The sequence below is a fragment of the Arthrobacter sp. zg-Y750 genome, assembly GCF_020907365.1.
Lineage (GTDB): Bacteria > Actinomycetota > Actinomycetes > Actinomycetales > Micrococcaceae > Arthrobacter_B.
On record NZ_JAJJOC010000003.1, the window covers coordinates 71,715 to 90,909 of the forward strand.

Annotated in this window: 21 protein-coding genes and 1 pseudogene; 6 read left to right on the forward strand and 16 right to left on the reverse strand. The window is 68.4% G+C overall.

What is annotated here, in order from left to right:
• Positions 1–9 precede the first annotated feature (9 nt).
• Complete coding sequence (locus tag LOC57_RS02090; RefSeq protein ID WP_227912692.1) at positions 10–420, forward strand: ACT domain-containing protein; 411 nt, start codon at positions 10–12, stop codon at positions 418–420.
• Here LOC57_RS02090 and LOC57_RS02095 read toward each other — a convergent pair.
• Entirely contained in the window at positions 417–1,205 is a 789-nt protein-coding gene (locus tag LOC57_RS02095; RefSeq protein WP_227912691.1) for an SDR family NAD(P)-dependent oxidoreductase, read from the reverse strand. The genes LOC57_RS02090 and LOC57_RS02095 overlap by 4 nt on opposite strands.
• An 86-nt stretch (positions 1,206–1,291) precedes the next feature.
• Between LOC57_RS02095 and LOC57_RS02100 the strand changes: the two genes are divergently transcribed.
• On the forward strand, positions 1,292–2,140 hold the full coding sequence (locus LOC57_RS02100) for a helix-turn-helix transcriptional regulator (protein ID WP_227912690.1): 849 nt from the start codon (positions 1,292–1,294) through the stop codon (positions 2,138–2,140).
• Between the two features lie 109 nt (positions 2,141–2,249).
• Here LOC57_RS02100 and LOC57_RS02105 read toward each other — a convergent pair whose 3' ends face one another.
• Positions 2,250–3,239 carry an o-succinylbenzoate synthase gene (locus LOC57_RS02105; protein ID WP_227912689.1) on the reverse strand — a complete coding sequence of 330 codons (990 nt, stop codon included), beginning with the start codon at positions 3,237–3,239 and terminating at the stop codon, positions 2,250–2,252.
• A gap of 100 nt (positions 3,240–3,339) precedes the next feature.
• Between LOC57_RS02105 and LOC57_RS02110 the strand changes: the two genes are divergently transcribed.
• Positions 3,340–4,248, forward strand: coding sequence for a phosphatase PAP2 family protein (locus LOC57_RS02110; RefSeq protein ID WP_227912688.1), 909 nt, complete (start codon positions 3,340–3,342; stop codon positions 4,246–4,248).
• On the opposite strand, the gene LOC57_RS02115 is transcribed toward LOC57_RS02110, so the two are convergent.
• The 5 genes from LOC57_RS02115 to pdhA form a co-directional block, all read right to left on the reverse strand.
• Positions 4,214–5,482, reverse strand: a complete 1,269-nt coding sequence (locus LOC57_RS02115) for an MFS transporter (protein ID WP_229957784.1) — start codon at positions 5,480–5,482, stop codon at positions 4,214–4,216. The genes LOC57_RS02110 and LOC57_RS02115 overlap by 35 nt on opposite strands.
• A gap of 40 nt (positions 5,483–5,522) precedes the next feature.
• Positions 5,523–6,383 (reverse strand): MBL fold metallo-hydrolase, encoded by an 861-nt coding sequence (locus LOC57_RS02120; RefSeq protein ID WP_227912686.1) that lies wholly within the window; start codon positions 6,381–6,383, stop codon positions 5,523–5,525.
• A 130-nt stretch (positions 6,384–6,513) separates the two neighbouring features.
• Complete coding sequence (locus LOC57_RS02125; RefSeq protein ID WP_227912685.1) at positions 6,514–8,259, reverse strand: dihydrolipoamide acetyltransferase family protein; 1,746 nt, start codon at positions 8,257–8,259, stop codon at positions 6,514–6,516.
• Positions 8,256–9,395 (reverse strand): alpha-ketoacid dehydrogenase subunit beta, encoded by a 1,140-nt coding sequence (locus tag LOC57_RS02130; protein ID WP_269440243.1) that lies wholly within the window; start codon positions 9,393–9,395, stop codon positions 8,256–8,258. Before LOC57_RS02130 ends, LOC57_RS02125 begins: the two co-directional genes overlap by 4 nt.
• Before the next feature lie 16 nt (positions 9,396–9,411).
• Positions 9,412–10,560 carry a pyruvate dehydrogenase (acetyl-transferring) E1 component subunit alpha gene (pdhA, locus tag LOC57_RS02135; RefSeq protein WP_227912683.1) on the reverse strand — a complete coding sequence of 383 codons (1,149 nt, stop codon included), beginning with the start codon at positions 10,558–10,560 and terminating at the stop codon, positions 9,412–9,414.
• A gap of 187 nt (positions 10,561–10,747) precedes the next feature.
• Between pdhA and LOC57_RS02140 the strand changes: the two genes are divergently transcribed.
• Together LOC57_RS02140 and LOC57_RS02145 are read left to right on the forward strand one after the other, a co-directional pair.
• Positions 10,748–11,224, forward strand: coding sequence for an Lrp/AsnC family transcriptional regulator (locus LOC57_RS02140; protein ID WP_227912682.1), 477 nt, complete (start codon positions 10,748–10,750; stop codon positions 11,222–11,224).
• 39 nt (positions 11,225–11,263) lie between these two features.
• Positions 11,264–12,121 carry an SDR family oxidoreductase gene (locus tag LOC57_RS02145; RefSeq protein ID WP_227912681.1) on the forward strand — a complete coding sequence of 286 codons (858 nt, stop codon included), beginning with the start codon at positions 11,264–11,266 and terminating at the stop codon, positions 12,119–12,121.
• 359 nt (positions 12,122–12,480) lie between these two features.
• On the opposite strand, the gene LOC57_RS02150 is transcribed toward LOC57_RS02145, so the two are convergent.
• The 7 genes and pseudogenes from LOC57_RS02150 to paaA all read right to left on the reverse strand — a co-directional run bounded on the left by LOC57_RS02150 (position 12,481) and on the right by paaA (position 17,683).
• Positions 12,481–12,729 (reverse strand): DUF6480 family protein, encoded by a 249-nt coding sequence (locus LOC57_RS02150; RefSeq protein ID WP_227912680.1) that lies wholly within the window; start codon positions 12,727–12,729, stop codon positions 12,481–12,483.
• Positions 12,730–12,884: 155 nt separating this feature from the next.
• Entirely contained in the window at positions 12,885–13,652 is a 768-nt protein-coding gene (locus LOC57_RS02155; protein ID WP_227912679.1) for an enoyl-CoA hydratase/isomerase family protein, read from the reverse strand.
• Between the two features lie 9 nt (positions 13,653–13,661).
• Positions 13,662–14,831 (reverse strand): 1,2-phenylacetyl-CoA epoxidase subunit PaaE, encoded by a 1,170-nt coding sequence (gene paaE / locus LOC57_RS02160; protein ID WP_229957786.1) that lies wholly within the window; start codon positions 14,829–14,831, stop codon positions 13,662–13,664.
• A gap of 2 nt (positions 14,832–14,833) precedes the next feature.
• Positions 14,834–15,337 (reverse strand): 1,2-phenylacetyl-CoA epoxidase subunit PaaD, encoded by a 504-nt coding sequence (paaD, locus tag LOC57_RS02165; protein WP_229957810.1) that lies wholly within the window; start codon positions 15,335–15,337, stop codon positions 14,834–14,836.
• Positions 15,338–15,342: 5 nt separating this feature from the next.
• Positions 15,343–16,161, reverse strand: a complete 819-nt coding sequence (gene paaC, locus LOC57_RS02170; protein ID WP_229957788.1) for a 1,2-phenylacetyl-CoA epoxidase subunit PaaC — start codon at positions 16,159–16,161, stop codon at positions 15,343–15,345.
• Positions 16,158–16,433 (reverse strand): annotated as a pseudogene (gene paaB / locus LOC57_RS02175) (1,2-phenylacetyl-CoA epoxidase subunit PaaB); the annotation flags it as partial. The gene paaC and the pseudogene paaB, both read right to left, overlap by 4 nt.
• A 260-nt stretch (positions 16,434–16,693) precedes the next feature.
• Positions 16,694–17,683 carry a 1,2-phenylacetyl-CoA epoxidase subunit PaaA gene (paaA, locus tag LOC57_RS02180; RefSeq protein WP_229957812.1) on the reverse strand — a complete coding sequence of 330 codons (990 nt, stop codon included), beginning with the start codon at positions 17,681–17,683 and terminating at the stop codon, positions 16,694–16,696.
• 230 nt (positions 17,684–17,913) lie between these two features.
• Between paaA and LOC57_RS02185 the strand changes: the two genes are divergently transcribed.
• Entirely contained in the window at positions 17,914–18,570 is a 657-nt protein-coding gene (locus tag LOC57_RS02185) for a hypothetical protein (RefSeq protein ID WP_229957789.1), read from the forward strand.
• Here LOC57_RS02185 and LOC57_RS02190 read toward each other — a convergent pair.
• Together LOC57_RS02190 and LOC57_RS02195 are read right to left on the reverse strand one after the other, a co-directional pair.
• On the reverse strand, positions 18,567–18,761 hold the full coding sequence (locus LOC57_RS02190) for a helix-turn-helix transcriptional regulator (protein WP_227912673.1): 195 nt from the start codon (positions 18,759–18,761) through the stop codon (positions 18,567–18,569). The two genes, LOC57_RS02185 and LOC57_RS02190, sit on opposite strands and share 4 nt — an antisense overlap.
• Positions 18,762–18,763: 2 nt before the next feature.
• Positions 18,764–19,186, reverse strand: a complete 423-nt coding sequence (locus LOC57_RS02195) for a hypothetical protein (RefSeq protein ID WP_229957790.1) — start codon at positions 19,184–19,186, stop codon at positions 18,764–18,766.
• Positions 19,187–19,195: the final 9 nt, after the last annotated feature.

Sequence of the window (19,195 nt, forward strand, 5' to 3'; positions counted from 1 at the left end):
GATGCTTCCATGACCCTTCCTGCCCCCGCTCCTTCAGTGGAGCTGCACGTGCTCGCCGGCAACTACGTGATTGCCAGGCTTTCCCCCGCCGCGGAGGCGCCCGCCGGTCTCCTGGCTGCGGCGCCCCCGGACGGATTCGTTTCGATCACCCGGACGCCGCAGGAGCTTTCGATTGTCTGCCCCGCGGCGCTGGCTCCGGCAGATGCCGAAATTGATGGAACCTGGGCCGCTCTTTATGCCTCAGGCCCCATTCCCTTCGGCTTGACCGGAGTGGTGGCCTCCCTGGTTGCGCCGCTTTCGGCCGCCGGCTGCCCGGTGTTTGTGGTCTCGACCTTCGACGGCGACATCCTCATGGTTCCCTCACCGCAATTCGATCAGGCCCGCGACCTGCTGCGGGCAGCAGGTCATACGCTTCCCTAGGCCCCGGCCCCGCCGTCGACCGGGATTATTGCCCCGGTAACGTAGGACGCCCGGTCGCTGAGCAGCCAGGCGGCGACCTCGGCAATCTCCTCCGGTTCGGCCAGCCGGCCGAGCGGAACCGATGCCACTATCGACTTGACGACCCCGGGAGCAGCCTCCTCCCACGTATCGATCATTTCCGTGGCCGTACCCCCCGGGGTGATCCCGTTGACCCGGATCCCCTCGGGGGCCAGGTTCACGGCGGCAGTCTCCGTCAGGCTGTTCAGCGCCCGCTTCATGGCGCCGTAGGCGGGGAGGGTGGGGTTCGCCCGCCGGCTGCCGATGCTCGATGTGTTCACGACTGCTCCGCCGCCGCTTTTCCGCATGAGCGCGGCTTCGGCGTTCAGGGCAATCCAATGTGCCCGGAAATTTACCGTGTACTGCTCCTCAAGGTCCTCATCGGTGATGGTTTCCACGCTGCCGGGCGGCTGGATGGCGGCACCGTTGTTGAAGGCGCCGTCCAGCCGCCCATGCAGTTCCCCGACGTGGTCCAGCGCGGCACGGATGCTTGCCGGGTCCGCCAGATCCATCCGAACGGCGTCCGCCACGCCGCCGTCGCGCCGGATACCGGCCACAATGCGGTCCAGGGCTCCGGTGCTGCGGGCAGCGAGCACGACGGCGGCGCCTTCCCGGGCGAAGAGGCGTGCGGCCGCGGCCCCGATGCCCCGGCTGGCACCAGAAACGAAGACGACCTTGCCGGCAAGCAGTCCGAGGGATGGGGCTTCAATGGTTTTTGTTTGTGTCATGTCCACAGCTTTCCGCAGGCCCGGAGCCGGAAACAGGCACAGACTGTACTACTCTCCACCGGCGTCGGACGGGCACACTTAGGGGCATGGATAAGCAGGAACTTGGAGCATTCCTCCGCAGCCGCCGGGAGCGGCTCCGCCCGGAAGACCGCGGCCTTCCCCCAGGTCCCCGCCGGCGCGCCCCCGGGCTGCGCCGGGAGGAGGTCGCGGTGCTTGCACACATCTCCACCGAGTATTACGCGCGCTTGGAACAGGGGCGGGCACCCCGGCCATCGGCCGAGGTCCTGGCCGGGATAGCCGGGGCACTTGGACTGACGGATGCAGAATCCATGCACCTGCACGCCCTCGCCGGCACGGCACCCCTGCATCGCGGGATGCACCGCCGGGACGTCCGCCCCAGCATCCTGGCGCTCCTCGACCGGCTTCCCCAGACGGCCGGGTTCGTGGTCTCCGCGGCGTTTGAGGTCCTCGCCTGGAACGACCTCGCAGCCGCCCTGATGGAGGACTACGCCAAACTCGATCCCGCGGACCGCAACCTTGCGAGGAAGGCGTTCCTTCGTCCCCGGACCGAGGAGGACCTATACGGCATCAGCGACGGTGCGGAATTCCGGCAGACCGCGGTTCGGCGGCTCCGTTCGGCTCTGACCCGGTATCCGTCTGATCCGTCAGTCAGGGACCTGGTCCGGGACCTGCAGGAAGGCAGCCCCGAGTTTGCCCGGTTGTGGGACCGGCACGACGTCCAGTATGTGCCCACCCTGCGGAAAACCTTCCGCACCGCCATCGGGGATATCACCGTCGACTGCGACAGCTTGGATATGGCGGACCGTGACCAACAGCTGGTGCTCTACAGCGCCCCGGCGGGGTCCCGGGATGCGGACAATCTTGCCCTTTTGGGCTTGATCGAAGACCCCCAGCTCCCGGCCCCCGGGATGTAACGGGAAGGGTAACGGCACGAGCCGGACCTGCGTGCGTGCACTGTCGGTCCGGTGATCCTGTCGGTGCACGCCCCGGCTGTCAGAGGCGGCCGGGCAGAAGAATCGCCACCTAGGCGCGTCGGGCCAGCAGCCCGTGCACCCGCTCCAACCGGTCCAGCCACCACCGGGTGCGTTCCGCAGGGGCTGCATAGCGTTCCAGCAGTTCCTCGGACACCGTCACGTCCCGCACGGCCAGGGCGCCGCCGTCGGGCAGCAGGGATTCCCCGGTGACGTCGCCGGCCATCAGCGAAAGGGTGCCCAGCCCGCAGGCGTAGGGCAGCTCGGGCAGCGCGGCGGCCAGGGCGACGCCGGTGCGGATGCCCACTGAGGTGTCGATGGCGGAACTCACCACGGCGGGCAGCCCGGCCTGCCGGACTATGTCCACAGCCCGGCGCACCCCGCCCAGCGGCGCGGCCTTGATGACGATCAGGTCCGCGGCGTCTTCGCGGGCAACCTTCAGCGGGTCGGTTTCCTTGCGGACACTTTCATCAGCGGCAATAAGCACCGGCACCTCACGGCGGCGCAGCTCGGTCCGCACCGCACGCAGCCCGTCAATCCCGGCTACGGGCTGTTCGGCATATTCCAGCCCTGCCTCGGCCAGCCGGGTCAAGGTTGCGACGGCGGTGGGAATGTCCCAGCCGGCGTTGGCGTCCACGCGGATTCCGGCGTCGGGCAGCAGCCGCCGCACCTCGGCCACGCGGGCCAGGTCCTCTTCCGGGGACTGGCCGGCCTCCGCCACTTTCACCTTCACGGCGGATACCGTGCCGAAGCGGGCCAGCACGGCCTCCACCTGGTCCACAGGCACTGCGGGAACGGTTCCGTTTACCGGCACCGCATTCCGCACGGGTTCCGGGTAACCCAGCTCGGCGGCTTCCAGGGCCGAGGCCAGCCACGGCACGGCTTCGGCATCCGCGTACTCCGGGAAGGGGGAGAATTCGCCCCAGCCTGCGGGCCCCTGCAGCAGCAGGGCCTCACGGTGCAGGATGCCGCGGAACTTTACCCGCATGGGAATGGATACCACACGCGCACCGGCGCGCAGGGCAGGGAAATCGGTACTCATCCAGTTCGGCACCATGCCAGCCTACGCTTGTGGAGTTTTAGGCCGCCGCGGTGAAGGCAGGCTCAGGCAACGTTCACGATGATGTGGCAATCTGGAAGCAATGGATACTCGCAACTTGCTGGCACAGCGCTCCCGTGCCCAACGTCCGGCTGCGCATAATCCGGCGCTCTTCCTTTTTGCCGCCCTTGTATGTGCCGCCGGCGTTGCCGCCACCTACTGGTTCTTCGTCCGCACCACCACCGGCCAACTGGCCGACGAATCCGCGTTCAAGGAAGCCGAACTGATCGCCCTGGGCAACCATCTGCCGGTCATCTCGTTCCTGGACAACCTGCCGCTCATCTCGGTTTTCATCGCGGTGATAGTGGTGGTTTTCGTGACCATCCTGCGGCATCGGATTTCCCCTGCCGTGATTGCCCTGGGTACGTTCGCTGCAGCCAACATCAGCAGCCAGCTACTCAAACGCACCGTGCTGGACCGTCCCGACCGGGGCGTGGTGACCCTTGATTTCAACTCGCTTCCTTCCGGCCACACCACCCTTGCCGCCTCCGCCGCGGCGGCGGTCTTCCTGCTGGCCTCCCCGCGCTGGCGCCCGCTCGCGGCGCTCTTCGGCGGCAGCTACGCCATCTTGGCGGGGGCAGCCACGTTCCTGAACCTCTGGCACCGCCCGTCCGACGTCGTCGCCTCCCTGCTGGTGGTGGCGGCCTGGACGCTGGTGGGCGGCCTGGTCATGATGCGCACCAACCCGGAATGGAACTGCTGGCCGGCCACCGGCCCGGCCCAGGGGCAGGCGAAGGTCATTGCCGTGCTGTGCGCCGTGCCCGGCATCCTGGCCACCGCGGTGAGCCTGGGCCTGTACTTCTACGCCCGGTGGGATTCGGCCCCCGTGGCCACTGCCGCGCCGCTGTATTTCTGGGCAGGTCTGGCGCTGATTGTCGGAGTCGGTTTCCTGATCAGTGCCCTGGCCTGCTGGCTGTTCAGCCAGCAGGCGGGGGACCCTGCCCGACGCTAGCGGCTGCCCGGGCCTTGCGCCCGGGCACCCAGCGCCACAGCACCGCCGCTCCCAGCAGCCCAAGTACGGCGGTAGCCCCGATTCCCGCCGACAGCGAGACAAGGGCGGTTACGGCCGCGAGCAGTCCCGGCCCGCCCATGGTTCCAAGGTCCGCGAGCAGCCGCCAGATGCCCAGGAACTGCGGGCGACCCGGCGAGGGAGAAAAGTCGGCGCCAAGGGTCATCACAATGCCGGAGCCTATACCGTTGCCAAATCCGATCAGCAGAGCCGCCAGCAGCAGCCCGGTGGGTCCGCCGGCCAGCGGCAGCAGGCCCAGCCCCGCTCCCATGATCAGCATGCACGGCACAGCCACCGAGCGCCTGCCCCAGGTATCCATGGCCTTGCCCGCGGGATAAAAGATCAGCATGTCGATGGCGCCCGATAGCCCGTAGATCAGTGCCGTGGCGGTGGGATCCAGTCCAATGTGCTGGGCCCACAACGGAATCACTGCCTGTCTGGTGGCCCGGACCGCGGCGATCAGCAGCACCCCGATGCCGATGGTCCGGAACACCCGGGCGTGGCTGCGCAGGATGCCAAGGACCGTGGGTGCAGGGGCATCTTCCGGTCCGCGGCCAGCCGGCCCGCCCGGCCCTCCGGACCCGCTGGAACCGCCGGAACCGCTTGAACGGAGGGCCAGATCCGGGACCTGGAAACTGAGGATGCCTGCCCCGACGGCGGCCACGGCACCCACCCAATAGGCGCCCTGGGTGCCCAGGAAGTGGATGGCCCCGGCAGCGGCAAACGGACCGATAAAAACGCCGATCCGGTTGACGCCGCCCAGGGTGGACAGCGCCCGGGCACGGAAATGCAGGGGCACCGCCTCGGTGAGATAGCTCTGCCGGGCCAGGCCAAACACCGAGCCGGCCATCCCGACCATAAACACGGCCACGGCAAAGACCCACAGCACCGGTACGGCTGCTGCCAGGACCATGGCCAGGGCGCACCAGGCCGAGGCAGCCACAAGCGCCCATTTCTCACCGAACCGCGTGGTGACCACGGTGGCAGGCACATTGGTCAGCAGCGAGCCGACCCCGGTAAGGGTGATGAGCAGGGCAGCCAGGGCAACGGTGGCGCCGAGGCCGCGGGCGGTGATCGCCACCACCGGCAGGATGGCGCCGGTTGCCAGCCCGTAAAGCAGGGTGGGGCCGTAGGCAGGAACGGCTATGGTTCGAAGGCTGAAATCTTCCGCTGGCACGGCCCCAGACTATCCCCGCACCGGCTGCCGGACAGTGCTGTTACTTCTTCAGCCACTTCCACCGGGCAAGGGTGCGAAGCCGCGTCAGCAGCGCCCGCGACTGTTCGGGCCCGTACGGAAGGATGGGGATGGCCTTGGTCATGTCCACCGATGCCTGGTCCATGGCGCTGCGGGTCACGGCGACCGCGGTGCGCATCTTGTTCATCTGGGTGGTCACGAAATCCACCGTGACCGGTGAGCCGTGACCGGGAATGAACACCGTATACAGGTCTTCCAGGGCGGTGATCTTGCCCAGCGTGCGGATCCAGTCCTTGGGGAAGGAATCCTCGAACTGCGGGTCCGCTCCCTGCTCCACCAGGTCTCCGGTGAACAAGACGTCGCCGGCTCCGACCAGCAGGTCGTGGTCCGTGTGTCCACGGCCCAGGTGGAACAGGGTGACGGAGATGCCGCCCAGATCCAGGTCCACTGGGGCCTCATCCACCAGCTTTGTGGGCTCGGCAATTTCCGTGTGTTCACCCATCCCGGCAGCCATCTCGGGCTCGGCGTCGGCCGCCTGGGACCGGTGGGTGTTGCCGTTTTCGCGAATGCTCGCGGCGCAGCCGGCGGTGGCCCAAATGTCCTCCACACCGTTGGCCAGCATCAGGGCGTTGCCGAAATAGTGGTCGAAGTGCGCATGCGTGTTCACCGCCGTCAGCGGCAGGTCCGTCAACTGCCGGGCGGCGTCGTAAATTTCCTGTGCCATGCCGGGGCCGGCTCCGGTGTCAATGAGCAGGGCCCGCTCGTCGCCCACCACCAGTCCGGTGTTGACGCTGTAAGCGGTGTTGCTGCGCACCCAGATGCGGGGCGCAACCTCCTGCCAGCCCAGCTGGCCGGTTAGATGCTGCTGCGGTGTTTCGGTCATGTCAGGGATCCCTTCGCCGGCCCTACCAACCTATCGCGGACGGGTTGTGCGCGGCACGTATTACGGGGCAGTGGTTACAGGCCAGTCGTTACAGGTCAGTCGTTACAGGTCAGTCGTTTCGGATTGGCAGCTACAGGTCGGCCAGCACCCGGGCCGGGTTTTCGACGGCGTCGGCCACGTACCGCAGGAATCCGCCGGCAGTGCCGCCGTCGCAGACCCGGTGGTCAAAGACCAGGGTCAGCTCCGTCATTTTGCGTACAGCCAGCCGGCCGTCAACCACCCACGGTTTGTCGATAATGCGGCCTACGCCGAGGATGGCCGATTCGGGGTAATTGATGATGGCGGCGCTGCCGTCCACGCCGAACACCCCGTAGTTGTTCAAGGTGAAGGTGCCCGAGGTCAATTCGGCAGCGGTGGCGCGTCCCTCCTGTGCCGCAGCGGTCAGCCGGCGGATTTCGGTGTCCAGCTCGCGCGTTGACAGCGAATCGGCGCGCCGTACCGCGGGCACCATGAGCCCCCGCGGAGCCTGCACCGCTATGCCCAGATTCACTCCGTCGAAGGCCTCGACCGCCGCTTCGGCTCCCCCGCGGAACGCTGTCCCTGAGGCTGCGCCCGGGCGGGTGCCGGACTGTCCACCGGGACGGGCGCCGGCGCCTGCAGATTCCGCAGCCGCTTCCCCGGCCGGAACGTAGCGGGTATTCAGCTCCGGGTAGCGGGCCAGCCCGGCCAGGGTGAACCGGGCCAGGAAGGACAGCAGCGACGGAACGCCCTGGCCGTCCCGCGCCAGGTCGGCACGCAGTTCCACCAGGGCGGTCGCGTCCACGTCCACCCAGACCGTGGCCTCGGGGATCTCGGTGCGGCTCCGGCTGAGGGTCGCGGCTGCCGTGCGGCGCAGACCCCGTAGAGGGGTGCGGCTGGTGATGGCCAGTCCGGTCCGGGGATCCCGGGGTCCGGCCGGTATTGTGGCCGCCGTGCCAGCCGCAGGGGCCAGCGCCGGGGCCGGGGCAGGGGCCAGCGCCGGGGCCGGGGCAGGGGCCAGCGCCGGGGCAGGGGCCAGAGCAACCGCCGTCGGGGCAGCAACCGCCGCCGGGGCAGGGGCCACGGGCACTGAGGCGATGATGCCCGCGACAGGACCGTTGGCCGGCATCCCGCCCGGAACAGACTTGGCTGCCAGGGCCGATTGGACGTCGCGTCGCAGGATCAGGCCGTCCGGTCCCGTCCCGGTGAGACCCGTCAACCGCAGACCTGCGTCCCGGGCCATTCGGCGCACCAGCGGCGAGATGCAGCGCGGAGCTTCAGCGCCGGGATGCTGCTGCGCCGATCCGCCGGCGGCGCCGCGCTCCGCGGGGTTCGGCCCACCGGCTCGACGCTTGGGTGCGCGGGTACGCCGCGGCGCCCGGTCTGCTGCCGGGGTGCCGTAGCCGATCAGCACGTTTCCGGAACCGGCCTTTTCCTCCTGCCGGTAGGCCTCCCCCGCTGCGGAAGCCGCCGCTTCCGCAGTTCCCACCGCCGCAGCGGTTTCCAGTCCGGCAGCAGGCGCTGTTTCCAGTCCGGCAGCAGGCGCTGTTCCCAGCCCGGCTGAAGCGGCATTCGCGGTGTCCCCCTGCGACGGCTCTGCGGCCAACCGCCCCGCAGGAGCGGTATCCACCGAAATCAGGGGACGGCCGACGTCGACGCTCTCTCCCGCGCTGCCGTGCAGCTGCGCCACCCGCCCGGCGAACGGGGACGGAACCTCCACCAGGGACTTGGCTGTCTCCACCTCCGCCACTGGCTGGTCCACCGCCACGGTGTCGCCAACCGCAACGAGCCAGTTGACCAGCTCAGCTTCGGTAAGGCCCTCGCCCAGGTCCGGCAGCAGGAAAGTACGCACACTCATCGCGGCCCTCCCGCCTCTGCGCGGGTTTCCGTCTCGACGGCCCCCTCGTCACCGGCGTCCCCCTCGTCCCACTGCAGCTCGTCCACGGCCTCCAGGATCCGGTCCACGCCGGGCAGGAACCAGTGCTCCAGCTTCGGCGCAGGGTAGGGCACGTCGAAACCGGTCACCCGCAGCACCGGGGCGGCAAGGGAGTGGAAGCAGCGTTCCTGCACGCGCGCCGCAATTTCGGAGGCGACAGACGCGAACCCCGGTGCTTCGGCAATCACCACGGCCCGCCCCGTCCTGCGCACCGAGGCATCCACGGTGGCGTCGTCATACGGGACGATGGAGCGCAGGTCGATCACTTCCAAGGACCGCCCTTCCGCTTCAGCGGCAGCTGCGGCGGCCAGGGCTGTGGAGACCGACGGCCCGTAGGCAATCAGGGTGGCGTCCGTTCCGGAACGTGCAACGGCGGCCGTGCCGATGCCGCCGGCTGCCTCGGTCCCGGTCCGCACGGCATCATCGGCGGCGCGGCGCAGTGCCGGCAGATCAACGGTTTCCTTCGCCCAGTAGAGCTTTTTGGGTTCCAGGAAGACCACCGGGTCGTTGAGCCGCACCGCGGCGCGCAGCAGCGAATACGCGTCCGCGACGGTGGCCGGGGCCACCACGGTGAGGCCCGGGGTGTGCGCATAGTAGGACTCGGAGGAATCGCAGTGGTGTTCCACTCCGCCGATTCCGCCGGCGTAGGGAATCCGGATCACCAGCGGCAGCTTTACCTTGCCGCGGGTGCGGTTGGACATTTTGGCCGCATGGCTGACCACCTGCTCAAACGCCGGGTAGGCAAAGGCGTCAAACTGCATTTCCACCACCGGCCGCAATCCGTTCATCGCCATGCCCACGGCCATGCCCATAATGCCGGATTCGGCCAACGGGGTGTCGAAGCAGCGGTCGGTGCCGAAGCGGGCCGTCAGGCCGTCGGTGATCCGGAAGACCCCGCCCAACGGACCCACGTCCTCCCCGAAGACCACCACCGCGGGATCGGCGGCCATCTCGTCCGCGAGCGCCGCGTTGAGCGCCTTCGCAAAGGTCAGGGGGCCGCCGTCGGTCTCCGGTGCAGGCACCCCTGCGGGCCGGGCCTGCGTGCTGGTTGCTGCCATGGTGTGCGCCTTTCGGTCAGCCGCGGTCAAGTTCGCTGCGCAGCAGCCGGGCCTGCTCGGCCAGTTGCGGGGTGCGCCGGGTATACACGTGTTCGAACAGCTCCTGCGGGTCGGGAACGACGTCGGCGTTCAGGCCGTCGCGCATGGCGGCGGCAACCGCTTCGGCGTCGGCCGCGAGCTCGGTTTCCCGTGCATCGTCCAACAGCCCCAGTCCGCGCAGGTAGGTCCGGGTCCGGGCCAGCGGGTCCCGGGGCACCCAGTCCTGCACTTCTTCCGCGGTTCGGTACCGGGTGGCGTCGTCAGCATTGGTGTGCGGCTGCATCCGGTAGGTATGCGCTTCCACCAGGGCCGGGCCGCCGCCTTCCCGCGCCCGCTCCACCGCTGCGCCCAGGACGGCAAGGAGGGCCGCGACGTCGTTGCCGTCCACCCGCTCCCCCGGCATCCCGTACCCCACGGCTTTGTGCGCCAGGGAAGGTGCCACGGACTGGTTCCGCAGCGGCACCGAGATGGCGTACTGGTTGTTCTGGATAAAGAAGACCACGGGGAGGTGGAATACGGCGGCGAAGTTCAGGGCCTCGTGGAAGTCCCCCTCGCTGGTGGCGCCGTCTCCGCACAGTGCCAGGACCACAGTGTCCTCGCCCTTCAGCTTGGCTGCGTGGGCAACACCGACGGCGTGCAGCAGCTGCGTGGCGAGCGGGGTGGCCTGCGGTGCCACCCGGTGTTCATACGGGTCGTAACCGCTGTGCCAGTCCCCGCGCAGCAGGGTCAGCACCTGCAGCGGGTCAACGCCTCGGGACATGACGGCGACGCTGTCACGGTACGTGGGAAAGAGCCAGTCCTGGTCCCGAAGCACCGCGGCGGCGGCAACCTGGCATGCTTCCTGCCCGTGCGATGAGGGGTAGACGGCCATCCGCCCCTGGCGCACCAGCGCGTTGGCCTGGTCATTGATCCGCCGTCCGGTCACCAGCTGCGCGTACGCGTCCAGCAGGGCGTCTCCGGCGGGCAGAAGGTAGCTCGGGTGCACAGAGGCAGTGCCGTTGGCGTCGATCAGCTGCACCGGGGTGTCCGACGGGAGCAGGTTCTGCACAGCGGCGCCGGATGCGGCGTCGGGCACGCCGTTGGAGGAGGGGGCCGCCTGGGGCGGACGTCCGGGAGAGATGGTCATTACGAGCCTCCGTCCTTCAGTGCCCGCAGCGTCATTGCACGCGGGAACTTCTGTCTTGCCAGTATGCTGACCGGCGCGCAGGCATAGCCAGCATCCGCGGAAATCTTGGACGCATTGGACGGCCGGGAGTAATCTGATGGACACCTTGCAAATGTGACGCAGATTACTTGGGGAGAGCGTGGACATTATGGCAGCTACACCGGCAACCACAGCAACACCGAAGCCAACACAGGTGCTGGACGATATCGACCGGAAGATCCTGGCCGTCCTGAGGTCCGACGGCCGGGCGTCTTTTACCGCCGTGGCCCAGGCCGTGCACATTTCCCGGGCGCACGCCTATTCGCGGATCGCACGGCTCACCGACACCGGTGTCCTCAGCCGATTTACCGCCCTGGTGGATCCGGAAAAGGCCGGACTGGGCTCCTCCGCCTATGTCACCCTGAAGGTCCGCCAGCATGCCTGGCGGGAATTGAAGGACCGGCTCGTGGATATCCCGGAAATCCACCACATCGCGCTGGTGGGCGGTTCCTTCGACGTCATTGTGCTGGTCCGGGCCGAGGACAACGTCCACCTGCGGCGGGTCATCTTCGACCAGCTGCAGTCCATGCCCGGGGTCCTGGATACCCAGACGTTCCTGGTCTTCGAGGAACGCGACACCCGCTAGGACAAACGGCCCGCCGCCGGGACGCCTTACGCTGGGCGGATGACTTCCGCTGCCGTACCGTCCGCTGTCCCGTCCTCCGCTGTCCCGTCCTCCGCTTTCCCGTTGTCCGGACGGACCGCCGTCGTCACAGGTGTCAGCAGGCGCAGGGGCATCGGCTACGCCATTTCGTCCCGGCTGGCCGCCATGGGTGCCAACCTGTTCGTGCAGCACTATGCCCCCAACGACGAGGCCCAGCCGTGGGGTGCCGATTCGATCGACGACCTGCTGCGGGAGCTGCGCGGAAAACTGGTCGGTGATGCCCGGCTCGACCATGCGGGGATGGACCTGGCCCCGGCCGACGGCGCCCGGCAGCTCGTCGACGCTGCCCGGGACGCATTCGGACACGTGGACATCCTGGTCTGCAACCATGCAATGAGCGGCAGCGACGGGCGCCTGCTGGAGATGACGCCGGAGAAGCTGGACGCGCACTGGCAGGTGAACACGCGCTCCACCCTGCTGGCCACGCGGTACTTCGCCGAACAGCATGACGGACGCCCCGGCGGGCGGGTGATCTGGCTGACCTCGGGACAGTCCCAGGGGCCCATGCCTGCGGAAATCGCCTACGCGACGTCGAAGGGGGCACTGGCCGGGATCACGGCCTCGGTGGCTGACGACTTGATTGGCCGCGGCATAGTCCTCAACACCGTGAATCCGGGACCGGTCAACACCGGCTACCTCGACGACGCCACCAGGGACCGGCCCTCGGAGGAACTGGAGGCCGTGCTGGCCCACTTCCCGGGCGGCCGGTTCGGGGAACCCGACGATCCGGCGCGGCTCGTCGCCTGGCTGGTGAGCGACGAAGGCCGGTGGATGGTCGGCCAGGTACTGAACACCGAAGGCGGCTTCCGCCGCTGGTAAATGTTGCGCTCAAACCTAGACGGGCTGGCGCCCGGCAGAGGCAACCGCCGTGGCCAGGACTGAGTTAACGACCGTTTCGGAGCGGACAGATCCCAGTTCCTGCCGGAGTGCAGGGTGCTCCAGCAAATAGCTGAGGACATACGCGGACCCATACGGCTCAATGCACCTACACAAAGCCGCAGAATGAGCCATCCGGCACCGGGGCGGAACGGCGGCACGGGCGCCTCCGGGTGCCGTTCCACCAGTTCAAGCCGGTCTGAAACGGCCCGGTCTACCAGAGGGTGGAGGCAAACATGGCCGCGGCATACGACGGCGCCGGCAGCAACTGCTGCAGGCGCCGTGGTGCCGCGGGGGCGGGGTCAGTTCTCGTCGTGGCCCTGATCGGTGCTCATCTGGTCTTCTGCGGGAGGGGTTTCTCCCGGGGGAACACCGCCGCCGGGCTCCAACCCGGTGATGTTGCCATCCAGGGGATCCGGGTTGGTGCTACCGGCTTTCGCCTCGCTGTGCTCATGGTTGCCGGTGCCCTCCTGGGTCCCGGCGCCCTTTTGCGCGTCCTTGGGCTTGTCCGGATTAGCCGGATCGTTGTTCGGGTTGTAGCTGTCGGCCATGTTCCGCCTCCTGGTCTGTTTCCTGGTCCCGGCAAGCACGGTTGTAAGCATGCTTACGAGTTCTCTTCCAACCTAGCCCGGTGCGTGCCGCATCACAAGCCGGGACGCAATCCCCGGTGCTTCCGTGCGCTTCCGGACGGGATCCGGGACGCCGCTCAGCGCCGGAACACCGGCTTGCGCTTCTCCTTGAATGCTGCGAATCCCTCAGCGTAATCCGGTGTCCTGCTCAACCGCTCCTGCACCTCGTTTTCGGCATCGAGCGCCTCCCAGAAGCCCAGCCGCCGGTCCCGGATCTCCGCCACCAGCGCCTTGGAGGCCAGCAGCGCCCGGGCGGGACCGGCCGCTGCCCGCGCTGCGGCTTCCCGGGTTTGTGCGAGCAGGCCGGCAGGTTCCAGGGCGCGGCTGAACAGGCCGCCCGCCACTGCTTCGGCGCCGCTCATCAACTCGGCGGTGTAGATCAGGTCCAGGGTGCGGTGCGGGCCGAGCCGTTCGGTGAAGAGCCAGTGCCCGCCCGAATCCAGGGCCGCCCCCAGGTTCGCGAACGGCGAGCCGATCTTCGCGTCGGCGGCTACGTAGACGACGTCGGTGGCCGCGAGCAAACCCAGGCCAACCCCGAGGCAGGCGCCCTGCGCGGCAGCGAAGGTTGGCGCCGGGAAAGCGGACATTTTCCGCAGCAGCGGTTTTACGCCCTCCACCAGGTAACCCCGCGCATCATCATCCGCAGGGTTTACCCCGGAGATGTCCCGGCCGGCACAGAAACTGCGACCCTCCCCGAGCAGCAGCAGTGCGCGCACACCGGCCGCCGCGGCGTCGTCGTAGGCCCGTCCCAGCTCACCCAGTGCCTCGAAATCCAAGGCGTTGAGTTTCTGCGGGGCGTTCAGCAGGACCTCGGCCACCCCGTCCCTGATGCTCAGCTCGATCATCGGTGCCTCCTAGGCGTCGTAGTCCACGTTGACTTCGGTGCTGGTGGGCCGGCTCTGGCAGGTGAGCACGTAACCGGCTGCAAGCTCTTCCGGTTCCAGCGCGTAGTTCTCTTCCATCTCCACGGTGCCGGCCACAAGCTTGGCGCGGCAGGTCCCGCAGACGCCGCCGGCACAGGCGAACGGCACGTCCGGGCGCACCCGAAGGGCTGCATTCAGGATCGATTCCCGGGCATGGACCGGACTGGAGACCGACCCCTGCAGCCCGTCCAGCCGGAAGGTGATGCCGTAGTTTTCGCCCGAGCTGTCCGGCACAACGGGACGGCCGGATGAGCCTTCCGGCCGGTCCGGACGGCCGGTGGTGAACAGCTCGAACCGGACTTTGGTCGGATCGACTCCGCGTGCGGACAAGGCATCGCGGCACAGCTGAACCAGCTCGAACGGCCCGCAGAGGAACCATTCGTCCACAGCATCGGCCGGCAGGACCGTACCGATGAGTGCCGTGAGTTTCGCGGCGTCGATCCGGCCGGAGAGCAGCGGAGAAATGCGCTGTTCACGCGACAGCACGTGGTGCAGCGCGAACCGGGACGGGTAGCGGTCCTTCAGGTCCGCCAGCTCTTCGAGGAACATCACGTCCATGGCGGCCTTGTTCGCGTAGACCAGGTCAAAGCGGGTGGTGGCCGAAGAGGCCAGGATGGTCCGGGCAATGGCAATGACCGGGGTGATGCCGGAGCCGGCGGCCACGGCGGCAAACACCTGCCCCTCAACCTGCTGGTGTGCCGGCATGTCCGCCCGGCCGCCGCTGTATGCCGCGGAAAGGGCGGCGGGCAGGGAGCGGGACGTGAAGCTGCCGGCCGGACTCATCACGTCCAGTACATCCCCGGCCAACAGGTGCTCGTTGGCCCAGGAGGAGAACAGTCCGCCCAGGTCCCGTTTAATTGCCACCCGCAGCTCCCCCGGGCGTGGCTCGGCGCAGATGGAGTAGCTGCGCCGCAGTTCGGTGCCGTCCAAAACCTTGCGCAGGGCAACATACTGCCCGGGCAGGTAGTGGTACGAATCCACCAGGTCCGGCGGCACCGCGAAAGTGACCTCGACGGCGTCTTCAGTCAGCCGGTGGACGGCCGCGACGGTCAGCGGATGGAAAACGGCACGCCGGGCGGGGGCGGCGGGAAGGACGGACATCTTCAGAGCACCTTGAAGTAGTCGAACGGTTCACGGCAGTCGCCGCAGACCCACAGCGCCTTGCACGAGGTGGACCCGAAGCGGGTCAGTTCGCGGGTATTCAGCGAGGCGCACTGCGGACACTTCACGCTCAAGCCCACCCGGACGGGGCCGGCCGCGGCGCGTCCGGACGGCGGGGCGATGCCGTAGGCGTCCAGCTTCGCCTTGCCGGCACTGCTCATCCAGTCGGTGGTCCACGCCGGGGCCAGCTCCAACCGGACCTGCACTCCGGTGTATCCGGCCCGGTGCAGGGCTGCGGTGACGTCCTCGGTGATGGCGTCCATGGCCGGGCAGCCGGAATAGGTGGGGGTGATGGCCACCTGGACCCCGGCCCCGGAAACCTCCACCCGGCGCAGGACCCCCAGGTCCTCGATGGTCAGCACGGGAATCTCCGGATCACACACCGTGGCGGCCACATCCCAGGCCGCCGCTGCGGCGGGGTCTGCCGAGCGCAGGGCGGATTCCATCACGCTCACCACGTGGCACCCGGGTGTTCACGGGCCAGGACCTGCATTTCCGCGAGCATATAGCCGAGATGCTCGCTGTGCCGGCCCTGCCGTCCGCCGCCGGGCGCGGGCTGGACCATGGGCACCTCCAGCTCGGCCTCCCGGAGCACGGCGGAAATGTTGCGTTCGAAGGCCGGTTTGAGGGTGGACGGCAGCACGGCCCGGTCCCCCAGGGCGGTAACCAGGGCGTCGTCGTCGAACAGTTCACCCACGTAGGGCCAGGTCAGTTCCAGCGCCCGGATCATCCGGCGCCGGGACTCGTCGGTGCCGAGCCCCAGCCGCAGCACCCACTGGGCACTGTGGTCGCGGTGGTAGTCCACTTCCTTGACCGCCTTCGCTGCGATGGCGGCCAGGGTTGCGTCAGCACAGTGCTGCAGGGCGCTGTACAGCTCAAACTGGTAGAAGGAGACGGCGAACTGCCGGGCAATGGTCCGGGCGAAGTCACCGTTGGGCTGCTCCATCAAGTGCGCAGAGCGGAACCCGGATTCCCCGCGCCAATAGGCCAGGTCATCCTCGGTCCGCCCGTCGGCGCTGCCGGCGTAGGTCAGGAAGGATCGGGCATGGCCCATCAGGTCCAGGGCTATGTTGCCCAGCGCCACGTCCTCCTCAAGTTCCGGGGCACGGGAAATCCACCAGCCGAGCCGCTGGGCCAGCACCAGCGCGTCGTCGCCCAGCCGCAGCGCATATTCGGCCACATCGGCGGGTGCACGGGTTCCGGCGGCGGCAATGTCTTCCGGGCGCAGGGCGTTGCCCGGGGTAATCCGGGTGGCGCTGTCCGAGCTCACAGGTGCTTCACCCCTTCGGATTCCGTGTAATAGGTGGCGTGCCGGTAGTCCTTGCCCTGCGGGGACTCGAAGAACTGCCCCTTCGCGTCCGGGTCGCTGGCAATGATGGCCGACGCCGGGACCACCCAAAGCGAGACGCCCTCGTTCCGCCGGGTGTAAAGATCGCGGGCGTTCCGCACGGCCATCTGGGCATCGGGGGCGTGCAGGGACCCGGCATGGACGTGCGACAGGCCGCGGGAGGAACGGACAAAGACTTCCCAGAGCGGCCACGCACCGGCCGGGACGGCAGGCTGCGGGGCAACTGGAGCCGCGGCGGCAGGCTGCGGGGCAACTGGAGCCGCGGCGGCGGGCTGCGGGGCAACTGGAGCCGCGGCGGCAGGCTGCGGGGCAACTGGAGCCGCGGCGGCGGGCTGCGGGGCAACTGGAGCCGCGGCGGCGGCAGTCTCAGTCGCGGGGGCCGCCTGAGTCTCCGTGGCAGCCTGAGCGGCGGGACGGGAGCCGTCGTCGCCGGTTGTTGATCCACCAGTCATGGCTATGCCGCTCCTTCCCGGGACTGCCGGGCCGGCTGCCGGGCGGCGTAGGCCGCAGCGGCCTCACGGACCCAGGCGCCGTCTTCGTGCGCTTCGCGGCGGCGTGCCAGCCGCTGGGAGTTGCAGGGGCCGCGGCCGGCGAGGACCTCACGGAACTCGTCCCAGTCCAACGGCCCGTGCTCCCACTTGCCGCTTTCGTCATTGAAGCGGATGTCCAGGTCCGGCAGCGTCAGGCCCAGCACCTTGACCTGTTCCACGATCATGCCCACGAACCGGGAGCGCAGTTCGTCGTTGGAGAAGCGCTTGATGTTCCAGGCCATGGACTGGCGCGAGTTGGGGGAATCGTCGTCGGGCGGGCCGAACATCATCAGCGATGGGGCATACCACCGGTTGATCGCATCCTGGGCCATTTCCCGCTGAGGCTCGGTGCCGCGGGCAAGTTCCAGCAGGATCTCGAAACCCTGCCGCTGATGGAAGGATTCTTCCTTGCAGATCCGAACCATGGCCCGGCCGTACGGTCCGTAGGAGGCGCGGCATAGCGGGACCTGGTTGCAGATGGCCGCGCCGTCCACCAGCCAGCCGATTGCCCCCATGTCCGCCCAGGTCAGAGCGGGATAGTTGAAGATCGACGAGTAGCGGGCCTTGCCGGCAATGAGGTCTTCGGTCATCTGTTCCCTCGGCGTGCCCAGGGTTTCAGCTGCGGAATACAGGTACAGTCCGTGTCCGGCTTCGTCCTGGACCTTGGCCATCAGGATGGCCTTGCGCTTGAGCGAGGGCGCCCGGGAAATCCAGTTCCCTTCCGGCTGCATCCCAATGATTTCCGAGTGTGCGTGCTGGGAGATTTGCCGCACGAGGGTTTTCCGGTATGCATCCGGCATCCAGTCCCGCGGTTCCACCCGTGTGTCGGCGGCGATCAGCCTGTCAAAGTGTTCTTGCCCGCCGGAACCGCTTCCGGTCTCCGCACTGAGAGCTGTCCGGCCCATATTTTCCATGCTCATCATCCCGACCCCGCTCATCCCAACCGCACTCGTCCCAACCGCGTTCGTCCCAACCGCACCCGGTGCAACGCGCCGCAGGCATTGAATCCCCGCCTCAGTGGACGGCAGTATTGCTACCGACCGTATTATTTACCGACCGTTCGTTCAGAATATGGAGAGTGGATACGAGGGTCAAGACCCTGTGGAAAACTGAACACAGAGAGTTCAACGCGGAGAGGATTGACATGGGTACCCCCGAACCCGATGCCGGGCGCCGGATACCGGGCGCCCCTGCAGGTGCTGACCCGGGCGGGGCTGACCCTGCAGGTGCTGACCCGGCCGGTGTTGGTCCGGCCGGTGCTGCCCTTCCCGGACCGCGGCCCGAGGACCGGGAGGAACGGCCGGCCGTTCGTTCGGCAGCGGTGGTCATTGTGCCAACGCTCCTGGGACTGCTGGGCTTTTTCGCCGTGGCGGCCGCGGTGACCTCCGATGCCGCTACCGTCAACGTCACTGCGCCGGGCCTGCTGCTGGCCTTCACCGCCCTGGTTGTTGCCGGGGTCAGCCCGCTCTACGCACGCAATCCCACCTGGCGTTCCCTGCGGCGTCCGGCCCTTCTCCTGGCAGCCTGCCTGGTGGTGGAAGCCGTCCTCCTGCTGGCTGCACCGCACTTGGTCCTGTTCTCGCTGCCGGCACTTCCGCTGGCCCTGGCAGGGGGCACCGTCCTGCTGGGCACCAGCCTCTGGGGGCAGTTCCGCAAGGGCCCGGCGCCGGAACCGGCACTGCTCCCCCGCCGCGAGATGCCGCCGCGGCCCTTCACCTCGACCCTCCTGGTCGTGGCGGTGAACTGGCTGCTTTTCCTCAGCGTGGGAGCGCTGTGCGCTTGGTTGCTGCTGGGCGACTAGCCCCCGGGCAGGAACAGGTCTTCAATATGCCGGCCCAACACGCGGGCCAGGCTAAAGGCCAGCGGCAGGGACGGATCAAATTTGCCCTTCTCGATGGAAATCACCGTCTGCCGGGAGACCCCCAGGCGTTCGGCCAACTGCACCTGTGATAGTCCCAGGCGCAGCCGCTCCTGGGCCACGCGGTTCTCCATGCCTAAGAATTCCGGTGCCGGGCAACGGCATAACGCAGTGTCCAGGCCCCCAGCCCGGCCGCACAGTACAGCGGCAGCGGCTCGGCCCAACCTGCCACTGCCTGCACCACCACTCCGGCGGCCAGCAGCACTATCAGGTCCGTGAATGCCGCAGCTGCGGCATCCCGCGTCCAGGAGCGTTCGACGTCGGCGGCTGAGTCCGTGTCCAGCCGGCGGGTTTCCCCGGCGTTCAGCACCAGCATCCAGAACGCCGCCGCCGCCACCGGGCCCACCGCCGCGGCGAAGACCGGCACATACAGCGCCGGGTCCCCACCGGTCCGCAGCGCCGCGACCCAGCCAAGGAGCGCACCGGCGGCCGCACCACTTGCTGCGGCCGCACCAATCGTCAGGAGGCGGGTGCGGCCGCCCTTCGTCTCGGAAGTCATGGCCTGGAG

Excerpts from the sequence above, each read along its gene's own strand:
- LOC57_RS02090 (WP_227912692.1), top strand. The coding sequence starts at position 10 with ATGACCCTTCCTGCCCCCGCTCCTTCAGTGGAGCTGCACGTGCTCGCC.
- LOC57_RS02095 (WP_227912691.1), bottom strand. The coding sequence starts at position 1,205 with ATGACACAAACAAAAACCATTGAAGCCCCATCCCTCGGACTGCTTGCC.
- LOC57_RS02100 (WP_227912690.1), top strand. The coding sequence starts at position 1,292 with ATGGATAAGCAGGAACTTGGAGCATTCCTCCGCAGCCGCCGGGAGCGG.
- LOC57_RS02105 (WP_227912689.1), bottom strand. The coding sequence starts at position 3,239 with ATGAGTACCGATTTCCCTGCCCTGCGCGCCGGTGCGCGTGTGGTATCC.
- LOC57_RS02110 (WP_227912688.1), top strand. The coding sequence starts at position 3,340 with ATGGATACTCGCAACTTGCTGGCACAGCGCTCCCGTGCCCAACGTCCG.
- LOC57_RS02120 (WP_227912686.1), bottom strand. The coding sequence starts at position 6,383 with ATGACCGAAACACCGCAGCAGCATCTAACCGGCCAGCTGGGCTGGCAG.
- LOC57_RS02125 (WP_227912685.1), bottom strand. The coding sequence starts at position 8,259 with ATGAGTGTGCGTACTTTCCTGCTGCCGGACCTGGGCGAGGGCCTTACC.
- LOC57_RS02130 (WP_269440243.1), bottom strand. The coding sequence starts at position 9,395 with ATGGCAGCAACCAGCACGCAGGCCCGGCCCGCAGGGGTGCCTGCACCG.
- pdhA (WP_227912683.1), bottom strand. The coding sequence starts at position 10,560 with ATGACCATCTCTCCCGGACGTCCGCCCCAGGCGGCCCCCTCCTCCAAC.
- LOC57_RS02140 (WP_227912682.1), top strand. The coding sequence starts at position 10,748 with ATGGCAGCTACACCGGCAACCACAGCAACACCGAAGCCAACACAGGTG.
- LOC57_RS02145 (WP_227912681.1), top strand. The coding sequence starts at position 11,264 with ATGACTTCCGCTGCCGTACCGTCCGCTGTCCCGTCCTCCGCTGTCCCG.
- LOC57_RS02150 (WP_227912680.1), bottom strand. The coding sequence starts at position 12,729 with ATGGCCGACAGCTACAACCCGAACAACGATCCGGCTAATCCGGACAAG.
- LOC57_RS02155 (WP_227912679.1), bottom strand. The coding sequence starts at position 13,652 with ATGATCGAGCTGAGCATCAGGGACGGGGTGGCCGAGGTCCTGCTGAAC.
- paaE (WP_229957786.1), bottom strand. The coding sequence starts at position 14,831 with ATGTCCGTCCTTCCCGCCGCCCCCGCCCGGCGTGCCGTTTTCCATCCG.
- paaD (WP_229957810.1), bottom strand. The coding sequence starts at position 15,337 with ATGGAATCCGCCCTGCGCTCGGCAGACCCCGCCGCAGCGGCGGCCTGG.
- paaA (WP_229957812.1), bottom strand. The coding sequence starts at position 17,683 with ATGGAAAATATGGGCCGGACAGCTCTCAGTGCGGAGACCGGAAGCGGT.
- LOC57_RS02185 (WP_229957789.1), top strand. The coding sequence starts at position 17,914 with ATGGGTACCCCCGAACCCGATGCCGGGCGCCGGATACCGGGCGCCCCT.
- LOC57_RS02190 (WP_227912673.1), bottom strand. The coding sequence starts at position 18,761 with ATGGAGAACCGCGTGGCCCAGGAGCGGCTGCGCCTGGGACTATCACAG.
- LOC57_RS02195 (WP_229957790.1), bottom strand. The coding sequence starts at position 19,186 with ATGACTTCCGAGACGAAGGGCGGCCGCACCCGCCTCCTGACGATTGGT.